Raw genomic sequence first — 12,223 nt, forward strand, 5'->3', positions numbered from 1 at the left:
TGCTCCAGCTTGTAGATCAGGTTCCATCGCCCATAGTCGCCGAGCGGATGGCCTACCCGGACATCGCCACCCAGGGCATTGACGGTGTAGTCATTGAACACGCGGCGATTGTTGTACAGATCGAAGCCCGCTGCCAGCGGCCGGTCGAAGAGCCAGGGCTCGGTGAAGCCGATGGTGCCCTGCTGGGTGGAGGCGCCGCCGCGCAGGCGGAGGAACACCTGCCACCCCCGGCCCAGGAAGTTGTTCTGCGAAAGGTCGAGAGTACCGAGGGCGCCGTCCTGAGAGCTGTAGCCACCGCCGATCGAGAAGAGGCCCGTCGGCTTCTCGGTCACCTCGATGTTGACGACGATCTTGTCCTTGGAGGAGCCCGGGGTGGTCTTGGTCTCGACCTTCTCGAAGTAGTTCAGGTTGCGCAGCTTCTGCTTCGCCCGCTCGAGCTTCTGGGTGGTGAAGAGGTCGCCCTCGTGCATGGGGATCTCGCGGCGCAGGATCTTCTCCTGGCTGCGGGTGTTGCCCGAGATGTTGATGCGCTCCACGAAGACTTCGGGACCCTCGACGATCTGGAACGTGATGTTGACCTTCCGGTTCGGCACGTCGAGGGCGATCTGGGGATCGACGTCGGCGGAGGCGCGCCCGATGGTGCCGTACACGTCGCTGATGGCCTTGACGCTTTCGCGCAGCTTGCTGCGCGAGTAGATGTCGTCGGGCTTGAGGAGCACGCGACGACGGATCTCCTCGATGGGCAGCACGTTGTTGCCGGTGATGTCCACCCCGCCCACCTTGAACTGCGGACCTTCGACCACAACGATCTTGATGGTGACCCGGGCGTTCTGGCGGTCCACCTGGGTGTCGGTCGACTCCACCCGGGCCTGAATGTAGCCGTTGTCGTTGTAGAAGGCGACGATCCGGTCCACGTCCTCCTCGAGCTTCTGCCGCTGCACCGTCCCGCGCAAGATGAAGAACTGCCGCTCCTGCGTGAGCATGATCTCCTTGATCTTGTCCGGCTTGACGCCCTGGGCGCCTTCGATGACGACCTTCTCGATGGTCATCTTGCGCCCCTCGACGATGCGGAAGGTCACCGCCACGTCGCCGTCCGGCAGCTTGGTCACATCCGGCGAGATGCCGACCTCGAAGTACCCCTCCTCCTCGTACACTTCCTTGAGCTTCTCGGCCGCCCGCGTCACCTCCACGGGGTTGTAGACGCTCCCCAGCTTCAGGTCGATCTTCTCCTGGAGGTTGGCCGCGTCGAGACGCTTGTTGCCCGCGAAGGAGAGATCCCGGACGAAGGGACGCTCGGTGACCACGAAGGTCAGCTTCACGCCCCCCTCGAAGTCCTCGACCTTGAGCTGGACGTCGTCGAAGAAACCGAGGGCGAAGATCGACCGGATGTCGTCCGCCGAGCGCGCGGGCAGGAAGGGCGTGCCCACCTTGGATTGTACCCGCCCCAGGATGACCGCTTCCTGGACGCGCCGGTTGCCCTGAATGGCGAGATCCTTGATGAGAATCTGCTGCTCCCCGGCCGGGGGAGGGGCCTGGGCGGCGGCCGGACGAGCCACGTTGACATCGATTCCCGCCAAAGTGAGGACAAAAAAAATGGAGAGAAGAAATCTCCCCCGCGCGGTCATGGTCCCGGTCGGCCCAGTCGAGTGTCGGTCCGTCTAGTGCTCGGCCAGCGCGAGCCGCGGCTCGGCGATCTGTATCTCCCGGAAGATGAAGCCGTCTCCGTTTACGTCCACCTCGATCCGCGCGCCGTCGGCGAACTGTCCGCGCACGATGGCCTCCGCGAGCGGATCCTCGACCTCTTTCTGAATGGTCCGCCGCAGCTGGCGCGCCCCGTAGGTGGGGTCATAGCCCTTCTTCACGAGGAGGTCCAGGGCGGCCTCCGTGGGCTCGAGCTGGATGCCCTTGTCGGAGATCTGGGCATTGATGCGGGTCAGCATGAGGCGGACGATGGCCGTGATGTGTTCCCTCGACAGCGCGTGGAACACGATGATGTCGTCGACCCGGTTGATGAACTCCGGCCGGAAGGCGCGCTTGAGCTCGTCGAGGACCTTTTCCTTCATCTTGTCGTGCGTCTCGCCCTCGCCCTCGGCCAGGAAGCCCGGGGCCGTGCGCTTGCCGATGAAGCTCGTGCCCAGATTCGAGGTCATGATGAGGATGGTGTTCTTGAAGTCGACCACGTGGCCCACGGAGTCCGTGAGGCGGCCGTCGTCGAGCACCTGTAGGAGCATGTTGAAGACATCGGGATGGGCCTTCTCAATCTCGTCGAAGAGGACGACGGAGTAGGGCCGCCGGCGCACTTTTTCGGTCAGGAACCCACCCTCTTCGTACCCCACATAGCCGGGAGGGGCGCCGAGGAGGCGCGACACCGAGAACTTTTCCATGTACTCGGACATGTCCACCCGGATGAGGGCGTTCTCGTCCCCGAAGAGATACTCCGCGAGGGCCCGGGCGAGCTCGGTCTTCCCCACTCCGGTGGGCCCGAGGAAGATGAACGAGCCCACGGGACGGCGGCTGTCCTTGAGCCCGGCCCGCGAGCGCCGGATGGCCCGCGCCACGGCCATCACCGCGTCCTTCTGTCCCACGATGCGCCCGTGGAGGGCCTCTTCCATCCGGGCGAGCTTCGCCGATTCCTTCTCCTCGAGCTTGGACAGGGGGATCCCCGTCCAGCGGGACACGATGTACTCGATGTCCTCCTCGCTGACCGTCTGCGGACCCTTGCCCTTGCGCTTGTCCCACTCCCGCTTCATTTCCTCGTCGCGACCGCGCAGGAGCTTTTCCTTCTCCCGGAGGGAGGCGGCCTTCTCGAACTCCTGCGCCTCGAGGTACATGTCCTTCTCACGGACGACGCGCTCGACTTCCTTGCCGATCTCCTTGATCTCCGGGGGCGGCGTGAGGGCCATGAGCCGCGTCCGCGAGGACGCCTCGTCAATGACGTCGATGGCCTTGTCGGGCAGCTGGCGATCTGTGATATAGCGATCGGCGAGCTTGACCGCCGCGTCGATCGCCTCGTCGGTAATCTTCACCCGATGATGCGCCTCGTACTTGTGACGGAGCCCCTTGATGATCTCGATCGATTCGGGCACGGAAGGGGCCCGCACGATGACGGGCTGGAAGCGTCGCTCGAGGGCGCCATCCTTCTCGATGTACTTGCGATACTCGTCGAGGGTGGTGGCGCCGATGGTCTGGATCTCGCCGCGGGAGAGGGCCGGCTTCAGCATGTTCGAGGCATCGATGGCGCCTTCGGCCGCCCCCGCCCCGATCAGCGTATGGAGCTCGTCGAGGAAGAGCACGACGTTCTCCGACGGGCGGATCTCCTTCATGACGGCCTTGAGGCGCTCTTCGAACTGGCCGCGATACTTGGTCCCGGCCACCAGGGCTCCCAGGTCGAGCTGGAGCAAGCGCTTCTGGGCGAGCACGTCCGGTACTTCGTGCCCGACGATGCGCTGGGCGAGCCCTTCGACGATGGCCGTCTTGCCCACGCCCGGCTCGCCGATGAGGACAGGATTGTTCTTGGTCCGGCGGGCCAGGATCTGGATCACCCGCTCGATCTCCATCTCGCGCCCGATGACCGGGTCGAGCTTGCCCTCCCGGGCCAGCTGGGTCAGGTCGCGCGCGAACTCGTCGAGGACGGGGGTCTGGGAGCGCTTCTTCGGCCGCGGGTAGTACTGGTCACCCAGGAGGGCCAGGGTCTCCTGCCGCACCTCGTCGAGACGCGCCCCGAGAGACTCGAGGATCTTGGCGGCTATGGACTGGCCCTCTTTCATGAGACCCAGCAGGAGGTGCTCGGTCCCGATGTAGTTGTGGCCGAGCTGGCGCGCTTCCTCGATGGACAGCTCGAGGACGCGCTTGGCCTGGGGGGTGAACGGCACTTCACCGAAGGTCAGGGTCTTGGGGAAGCCGGCCAGGGCCCGCTCGACTTCCGCCTTGACCGTTTCCAGGCGGAGCCCGAGTCGCTGGAGGACGGCGGTGGCTATGCCTTCGCCGTCCCGGATCAGCCCCAACAGGATATGCTCGGTCCCGACGAAGTCGTGGCGGAACCGGCCCGCCTCCTCTCTCGCCAGGATGATGACCCGCCGCGCCCTCTCGGTAAATCTCTCGAACACTTGGCGCCCTCGCTCCCTAGGGTTTGGACTGCCCGAAACGTGGCCCCGAACCTGCTGTGAGTATACCTCCCAAGTCCTCGGTCAGCCTAGCCTTTTCTTGCTTGGAAGGTCCCGATTATACCGAAATACCTGAAACGTTGGACTCGCCGCCATGAAAAAGCATTCAGAGATCAGGGCCAGGCGACGGCGCGTCCCTCCAACAGACGGTAGCCGCGGTCCGCCCTCCGGGCCAGGTCGTGATTGTGGGTGGCGACGACGATGGCGAGTCGACGCTCGGCCTGAAGCCGCATGAAAAGGTCCCAGATCACCTCGCTCGTCTTTGGATCGAGATTGCCGGTGGGCTCATCGGCCAGTATCACCTTCGGCTGAGCGACCAGGGCTCGGGCTATGGCCACGCGCTGCTGCTCGCCACCCGAGAGCTCTCCCGGTCGGTGGCCGAGGCGATCACCCAGCCCGACCTCGTGCAAGGCGCCCGCTCCCCGCTCCCGGGCCTCGGTGGCCGACAGGCGCTGGAGCCGAGCGGGCAGCATGGCGTTCTCGAGCGCCGTCATCTCGCCGAGCAGGTTGTAGAACTGGAAGATGAAGGCGATCTCCGTGCGGCGGAGCCTCGCCAGCGAGCTCTCGGAGCGGGCGTACATGTCCTCACCGGAGAACAGGACCTGACCTCCCGTGGGCCGGTCCAGCCCGCCCAGGAGATGGAGCAGGGTCGACTTCCCCACCCCGGAGGCGCCGATGAGGGCCACGCTCTCCCCTTGATTGACGGCAAGGCTGACGCCGCGCAGGACCCGGACGATCTCCGGCCCCACCCGATACTCCTTCTCGAGCTCTCGTACGGCGAGGAGGGGCTCACTCATACCGGAGGACCTCGACGGGGTCGAGCCGAGCGGCGCGGCGCGCGGGCGACAGCGTGGCGAGAAAGGAGATCAGCAGCGTGGCGGAGGTCACCAGCGTGAAGTCGAGCCACGTCAGCTTCATGGGCAGATGGTCGATCTGGTAGACGTCACCGGCCAGGCGGATGATCTTGTAGGTGTTCTGGACCCAGATCAGGAGGAGCCCGAAGAGGCTGCCCCCGAGGGTGCCGACGCCGCCGATCAGCATGCCCGTGACAAGAAAGACGGTGCCTATGCTGCCTGCCGAGGCGCCCATGGCCTTGAGGATGCCGATTTCCTTTCGCTTCTCGGCCACGAGGAGCACCAGGTGCCCGATGATGGCGAAGCCCGCCACGAGGACGATGATGGTGACGATGACGAAGAGCGCGAGCTTCTCGAGCTGGAGGGCGGCGAACAGATTGCGGTTCATCCCCATCCAGTCGCGGATCCAGAGCCCGGGCCCCGCCGCCGCCGCCACGCGCCGCCCCACGGCCTTGGCATCGAAGGGGTCGTTCAGCTTGATCTCGACACCGGAGACGCGCTCGCCCAGCCCGGCGAACTCCTGGGCCGCGGCCAGCGAGGTGTAGGCCATGGAGGCGTCGTACTCGTAGAGCCCGATCTCGACGTAGCCGGCCACCTCGAAGCGCCGCATCTTGGGCACGAGGCCGACGGCGGTCATCGCCCCCTGCGGGGAGATGACGGTGACGTGATCCCCCGGCGCGAGCCCGAGCGTGCGCGCGAGCTCGCGCCCGAGCAGGAGAGCGGGCTCGCCCGAGGTCCGGAGGAGCGGCTCGAGGCTGCCCGCGCCGATATCGGCCTGGAGCTGCTTGCGCACGGCGGGCGCGGCGAGGTCGACGCCGCGGAGAAGACCGCCGGTGGCGCCGCCGCGCTGACCGGTGAAGAGCGCCTGCTGCAGCACGAACGGCGTGGCCGAGCGCACGCCGGCCACCGGCTGGACGCGCGCGGCCACCCCCGGGCCGTCCTCGATCCCGCGGCCGCTCGGGTCCACCACGAGGATGTGCGGGTTGGCCGCGATGATCTTCTCCTTGATGCCGTCCTGGAATCCGGTCATCACGGCCAGGACGACGATCAGGGCGCTGACGCCGAGGAAGACGCCGCCCACGCCGATCCACACGAAGAGAGAGAGGTTGGCCCGCTGGCCGCGCGCGCGCAGGTAGCGCAGCGAGAGGAAGAGTTCGACGGGCAGGCCGCGTCCGGCCATCAGGCTTCGGATTCCTCGTCCGCAGACGCGGGCTCGCCCGCCGCGCGACGCTCGGGGCGGAGGTGCGGAAAGAGGATGACGTCCCGGATCGACGGAGAGTCGGTGAAGAGCATGGCCAGCCGGTCGATGCCTATCCCCTCTCCGGCCGTGGGCGGCATGCCGTATTCCAGAGCCCGCACGAAGTCCTCGTCCATCCAGTGCGCCTCTTCGTCGCCGCGCTCGCGCTCGCGCGCCTGCTCTTCGAATCGCCGCCGCTGGTCGATGGGATCGTTGAGCTCGGAATAGGCGTTGGCGATCTCCCGCCGGCAGATGTAGAGCTCGAAGCGGTCGACCAGGCGCGGATCATCCGGCTTGCGCTTGGACAGGGGAGAGAGCTCGATCGGGAAGTCGGTGATGAAGGTCGGCTGGATCAAGCCCGGCTCCACCAGGGTGTCGAAGACGTCCTTCCAGAGGCCAGTCACGCCCGTGCCCGGCTTCGGGGCGGGCACGCCGGCGGCCCCCGCCGCCTTCCCGAGCGCCTCCGCGTCGGTGTCCGGCCCCACCGCGAGACCGAGAGCCTTCGAGATCGCGTCGAAGAACGGCACTCGGCGCCAGGGCCCGGCGAGGTCGATGGCCTCGCCCTGGTACTGGAGCGCGGTGCGGCCGAGGAGCTGCGTGCCGAGGTGGGCAAGCATCTCCTCGGTCAGGGCCATCAGGTCCTCGTAGTCGGCATAGGCCTGGTAGAACTCGAGCATGGTGAACTCGGGGTTGTGCTGGGTCGAGATGCCCTCGTTGCGAAAGTTGCGGTTGATCTCGTAGACGCGGTCGAGGCCGCCCACGACCAGACGCTTGAGATAGAGCTCGGGGGCGACGCGAAGGTAGAGTGGCATGTCCAGGGCGTTGTGGTGCGTGACGAAGGGCCTGGCCGACGCCCCACCGGGAATGGGCTGCATCATGGGCGTCTCGACCTCGAGAAAGCCGCGCGCGTCGAGGAAGGCGCGCAGCTCACGGATGAGCCGGCTCTTCACCACGAAGGTCTCGCGCACCTGCGGATTCATCACGAGATCGACATAGCGCCGCCGATAGCGCGTCTCGACGTCCTTGAGCCCGTGCCACTTTTCGGGCAGCGGCCGGAGCGACTTGGCGAGGAACTCGAAGACGCGCACGGCCACCGTCAGCTCCCCCGTCCGCGTCCGGAAGAGATCTCCCGTGACGCCGATGAAGTCGCCCACGTCGAGCTCGGTGAATGCCGCATACCGCTCGCCGAGGGCGTCGGCCCGCGCGTAGAGCTGGATCTGCCCGCTCTGGTCCTGCAGGTGGGCGAAGCAGGTCTTGCCGTGATGCCGCAGGGCGACCACCCGTCCCGCCACGGTGACGGGTCCGGCCGCCTTGAGCGCCTCGTCCGAGGCGTCCGGGTAGCGGCGCGCGAGCTCCCCGCCCCCGTGGGTGACCGGGAAGCGCTGGCCGAACGGATTGACCCCGCTCTCGCGGAGCGCCTCGAGCTTCTCGAGCCGGCGCCGGACGAGCGGATTGGGATCGCCGGGCTGTCCATGCGGCGGCGGCGGCGACGGTGGCGGGGTAGCCGGAGGTGGCGGGGCGCTCATCTCATGCCGATCTCGGCTGCCGAAGGTACGCCTCGATGAAGGGATCTATCCCGCCGTCCATGACCGCCTCGACATTGCCCACCTCGACGCCCGTCCGGTGATCCTTGATGATCTGGTAGGGATGGAACGTGTACGTCCGGATCTGGCTGCCGAAGGCGATCTCCTTCTTCTCTCCGCTCAGCTCCGCCAGCTCCTCGCGCTGCTTCTTCTCGTAAACCTGGTAGAGGCGCGACTTGAGGATGCGCATGGCGGTGTCGCGGTTCCGCAGCTGGGAGCGCTCGTTCTGGCAGGCCACCACGATTCCCGTGGGCAGGTGCGTGATCCGCACCGCCGAGTCCGCCGTGTTGACGCCCTGCCCGCCCGGCCCCGAGGAGCGATACACGTCGACGCGAATCTCCTCGTCCTTGACCACCACCTCCACGTCCTCGACCTCCGGGATCACCGATACCGAGGCGAAGGAGGTGTGGCGACGCTTGGAGGCGTCGAAGGGTGAGATGCGGATCAGCCGGTGCACGCCGATCTCGCTCTTGAGATACCCGTAGGCATATTCGCCCGTGATCTCGATGGTGACAGACTTGATGCCTGCCTCTTCCCCCGGCAGGAGGTCGAGGACCTCGGCCTTGAAGCCGGCCCGCTCCGCCCAGCGCAGGTACATGCGCATGAGGATCTGGGCCCAGTCTTGCGACTCCGTGCCGCCCGCCCCGGGATGTATCGAGAGGATGGCGTTCTTCTTGTCCTGGGGCCCGGAGAGCACGATCTTGAAAGCAAAGGTCTCGAGGTCGCGCGCGAGCGAGGCGAGCCCCTTTTCGATATCCGAAGCCTCGCTCTCATCGCCCGCTTCGGTGGCCATCTCCCAGAGGACACGAAGGTCTTCGGCCTGCTGGGCAAGCTCCCTGAAACGACCGACGGTGCGGGCGAGCTCGGCGCGCTCCTGGACGAGGGCCTGGGCCTTGCGGCTGTCGTCCCAGAAGGCGGGCGCCGACATCTCCTGGTCGATCAGGGCCAGCCGCGCCTCCTTGGCGGGAAGGTCAAAGATGCCCCCGGAGGTCCTGGAGGCGCTTCTCGACGTCGGCCAGATCTCGCTTGAGGTCGCCGAGCATGGCTAGGTTGTCACTCGGAGGGGGGCTTCGCCCCCCTTCCGAAGCCTCCCCCCAACCAGGCTGCGCCGGCGAAGCTGGCGCTCGAAGCGGAGCATTCTTGTCCGCGAGGGCGTGGGAATCACTTGGACCATCTCCTAGGCCGCTCGCCGGCGGAAAGCCGTCCCCGCCGCGATCCCGGAGAGGGCGAGACAGAGGTAGGGCAGCCAGTCGCCCCAGCGCGTGTAGAGCGTGGTCCGGGCGCGCTGGGCCACGCGCGCCGAAAGGTAGCCGCGCTCGAAGAGAGGCATGATCGGCCCCACCATACCCGATGGGCTCACGAATCCCGAGATTCCCGTGTTCGCCGCTCGCGCGATGGCCACGCGATTCTCGACCGCGCGCAGGGGCAGCGTGCCCAGATGTTGCCAGGGCCCGCTCGTGCGCCCGAACCATGCATCGTTGGTGATATTCGCCATGAAGCTCGCACCCCCGACCACGAAGTCCCTGAACAGCTCGGGGAAGATGACCTCGTAACAGATCACGGTGCCGAATGGGGCCCCGGGCAGCTCGAATACGGTCTGGCTGTTCCCGGCCGCGAAGTCCGAGATGAACTCGGCCCAGCTCCTGACGAAGCCGATCAGACCGGCGAGGGGAACGTACTCGCCGAATGGCACGAGGTGAATCTTATCATACTTGGCCCTAATCCCCTGTTCTCCCAGCAGAAAAGCGCTGTTCAGGAATTGAGCGCGAGGCCCCGGCAGCCTGTCGATGGAGCCGACCAGGATGGGCGCTCCAAGCTCCGCTGACAGCGCGGTGAGCCGCAAGAGGAGGACGGGATCGCCGCGCAGGAAGATGGGCGCTGCCGTCTCAGGCCAGAGGATGACGGCGGGCTTGGAGCGCGCCGCCTCCCGGGTGAGCCGCTCGTAGCGGTCGAGAGCCTCGGCCTGATGGGCGGGATCCCACTTGAGGGACTGCGCGATCGCGGGCTGGATCACGGCGACCTCGATGGACTGGACGGGGGGGCGGGCGGCCGGGCCGTATTCGTGAGCAAGAACCCACCAGCCGAACGCGAGCGATCCCGCCGCGAGGACAGCCGCCGTGGTAATGCCGGGCGCGGATCGACGAAAGCCCAGCACGCACCAAGACGCCAGGGCGGCATTGACCGCGACGATCAGCAGGGAGACCGCGTAGACGCCGCCGATCTCGGCGATCTGGATGACGGCGAGCGCCCGGTGCTGAGAGTAGCCGAGCAGTCCCCAGGGGAAGCCGCCCATGAGCCAGCCGCGAATCCACTCGCCGGCCACCCATAGTCCGGGCGCCGCGGCCAGCCCCCAGCCACGACCGAGCCGGCTTCCCAGCCACGACACCACGGCGGCCATCGCCCCGACGTAGAGCCCGCAGTAGGCGGCCAGCGCCGCGATAGGAAGCCAGGTTAGCGGCCAGGGGATGGCGCTATAGCCCTGGAAGGTGTGATCGAGCCAGCGGAGAAGAACGAGGAAGAAGCTCAGTCCCGCCAGCCATCCGTCGCCGAGCGCGCCGCGCGGAGACCGCTCCGATGCCGACACGAGGACGGGCACCAGCCATACCCAGGCAAAGAGCGACCAGTCGCCCGTGGGAAAGGCCAGCGCCCCTGCCGCGCCCGAGACGAGAAGACCGAGCCGCCGGCGAGCATGAGCTCCCGGCCAGCCCGGCCTAAACCCCATTGGCGAGACGATCCGCGAGCACGCGTGGCAGAGAGGCGGCGAGGATCTTGGCGGCGGCCGCGCGATGGTCGTACGCCACCCGCCGGAGCGTCACGCTGCGCGCTTCCTCGTCCCACAGCATGTAGGCGGCCCGCCGATCCCTGTCCCGCGGCTGACCCACGCTCCCCACGTTGACGATGTAGCGCCGTCCGTCGTGGAACCCGATGCTTCGGTCGGCCCCTTCGGGACCACCGAGATCCTGGAAATCGGGGCCGCTCGAACCGAGTGACCAGACCCCCGGCCGGTGCGAGTGACCGACGAAGCAGAGGCGAGTCGAGAAGTCGGGGAACGCGCTCCAGCCATCCTCAGCCGAGATCAGATAGTCCCACTCTTCCGGGCGGCTCGGACTGGCGTGGACGCAGGTCGCTTCTCCGAGCCCGGCGGTGAGCGGGAGGGCGGCCAGATACCCCGAATGATCCGGCCCCAGCTGATCACGGGTCCAGAGCGCCGCGGCCCTGGCCGCGGGATTGAACCAGTCGAGGTCCATCAGGCCCAGGGCGCCGTGCTCGTGATTTCCCGCGACCATCCGCACGGCCCGCTCGCCCAGGAGCTCCACGCACGCGACGGGATCCGCCCCATAGCCCACCGTGTCGCCCAGGCAGAGGAGACCGGTCGCCCCTTCCTGGGCGGCGTCGGCGAGAACGGCGGACAGGGCCTCGAGATTGGCGTGCACGTCCGAGAGCACCGCGTAGCGCACGCAGGCCTCAGTCGGACGGGCGCAGCTCTTTGTGTATGCGGTCCAGGACACCGTTGATGAAGCGGGACGATTCTTGCGTGCTGAACTTCTTCGCGACCTCGAGCGCCTCGTTGATGGCCACCTTGGGCGGCACTTCCTCGGCCCACAAGAGCTCGAAGATGCCCTGGCGGAGGATATTGCGGTCGACCACGGCCATGCGCTCGATCTCCCAGTTCTGGGCGTACTCGGAGATCATCTCGTCGATCTTCGTCTCGTGGAACTTGGTGCCCCGGATCAGGGACTCCGTGAAGTCTCGCACCTCCGCGTCCACCGGATGTCGCATCCAGAACTCGTCGAGGTGAGGCTCGGGCGAGGACTCCCCCTGCAAATCGAGCTGGTACAGGAGCTGGAGCGCGAGCTCGCGTGCTTTCCGGCGCTTGCCCATCAGCGGCGCCCCTCCCGGCGTGGCGACCGTGCCTCCCGCATCCACCCGGCCATCTCGAGGGCGGCCCGCGCCGCCTCTTCCCCGCGGTGGCCGACGCGTCCCCCCGCGCGCTCCCAGGCCTGCTCCTCCGTCAACGAGGTGATGACGCCGAAGGTGACGGGGACGCCGGTTTCGAGAGCCACGCGCGACAGCCCCTGCGCGGCCGCGCCGGCCACGTACTTGAAGTGGGGCGTCTCCCCGCGGATCACCACGCCCACACAGACGATGGCCGCGTAGCGGCGCGTGCGGGCCAGCGTCATGGCGGCGAGGGGCAGCTCGAACGAGCCGGGCACCCAATGGACGTCGACGCGCTCGGGTCTCACGCCCCCCTCGCCGAGGGCAGCCACCGCGCCGTCGGCGAGCTTCTTCGAGAGGGCCTCATTGAAGCGCGCCGCCACCACGGCGAAGCGTCCCGCCGGCGTCGAGCGCGGCCGCGACGCAGTCCTGGGCGCTCGGCCGGCCATG

At 67.4% G+C, this 12,223-nt stretch carries 10 protein-coding genes; all 10 read right to left on the reverse strand.

Annotation, left to right across the window (positions count from 1 at the left end):
* A partial coding sequence (gene bamA / locus VGT00_12605) for an outer membrane protein assembly factor BamA (protein HEV8532253.1) occupies window positions 1-1,556 on the reverse strand: 1,556 nt, incomplete at its 3' end.
* Between the two features lie 102 nt (window positions 1,557-1,658).
* Window positions 1,659-4,106 (reverse strand): ATP-dependent Clp protease ATP-binding subunit, encoded by a 2,448-nt coding sequence (locus VGT00_12610; protein HEV8532254.1) that lies wholly within the window; start codon window positions 4,104-4,106, stop codon window positions 1,659-1,661.
* A gap of 170 nt (window positions 4,107-4,276) precedes the next feature.
* On the reverse strand, window positions 4,277-4,960 hold the full coding sequence (locus tag VGT00_12615) for an ABC transporter ATP-binding protein (GenBank protein HEV8532255.1): 684 nt from the start codon (window positions 4,958-4,960) through the stop codon (window positions 4,277-4,279).
* Window positions 4,953-6,197 carry an FtsX-like permease family protein gene (locus tag VGT00_12620; protein ID HEV8532256.1) on the reverse strand — a complete coding sequence of 415 codons (1,245 nt, stop codon included), beginning with the start codon at window positions 6,195-6,197 and terminating at the stop codon, window positions 4,953-4,955. Before VGT00_12620 ends, VGT00_12615 begins: the two co-directional genes overlap by 8 nt.
* Window positions 6,197-7,780 carry a lysine--tRNA ligase gene (gene lysS / locus VGT00_12625; GenBank protein ID HEV8532257.1) on the reverse strand — a complete coding sequence of 528 codons (1,584 nt, stop codon included), beginning with the start codon at window positions 7,778-7,780 and terminating at the stop codon, window positions 6,197-6,199. Before lysS ends, VGT00_12620 begins: the two co-directional genes overlap by 1 nt.
* Before the next feature lies 1 nt (window position 7,781).
* Window positions 7,782-8,880, reverse strand: a protein-coding gene (gene prfB / locus VGT00_12630; GenBank protein HEV8532258.1) for a peptide chain release factor 2 whose coding sequence is annotated in 2 segments (ribosomal slippage) — window positions 7,782-8,822 and window positions 8,824-8,880 — 1,098 coding nt in all. Because the reading frame shifts where the segments join, the coding sequence is not laid out codon by codon here.
* 134 nt (window positions 8,881-9,014) lie between these two features.
* Window positions 9,015-10,559, reverse strand: coding sequence for an apolipoprotein N-acyltransferase (gene lnt, locus VGT00_12635; protein ID HEV8532259.1), 1,545 nt, complete (start codon window positions 10,557-10,559; stop codon window positions 9,015-9,017).
* The gene (locus VGT00_12640) at window positions 10,549-11,295 is read right to left on the reverse strand and encodes a metallophosphoesterase family protein (protein ID HEV8532260.1); all 747 of its coding nucleotides are present in this window, start codon (window positions 11,293-11,295) and stop codon (window positions 10,549-10,551) included. The genes lnt and VGT00_12640 overlap by 11 nt, the downstream gene beginning before the upstream one ends.
* Window positions 11,296-11,302: 7 nt before the next feature.
* Complete coding sequence (nusB, locus tag VGT00_12645) at window positions 11,303-11,719, reverse strand: transcription antitermination factor NusB (GenBank protein HEV8532261.1); 417 nt, start codon at window positions 11,717-11,719, stop codon at window positions 11,303-11,305.
* Complete coding sequence (ribH, locus tag VGT00_12650; GenBank protein HEV8532262.1) at window positions 11,719-12,222, reverse strand: 6,7-dimethyl-8-ribityllumazine synthase; 504 nt, start codon at window positions 12,220-12,222, stop codon at window positions 11,719-11,721. Before ribH ends, nusB begins: the two co-directional genes overlap by 1 nt.
* Window position 12,223 lies beyond the last annotated feature (1 nt).

The sequence above is a fragment of the Candidatus Methylomirabilota bacterium genome (assembly GCA_036002485.1).
Lineage (GTDB): Bacteria > Methylomirabilota > Methylomirabilia > Rokubacteriales > CSP1-6 > AR37.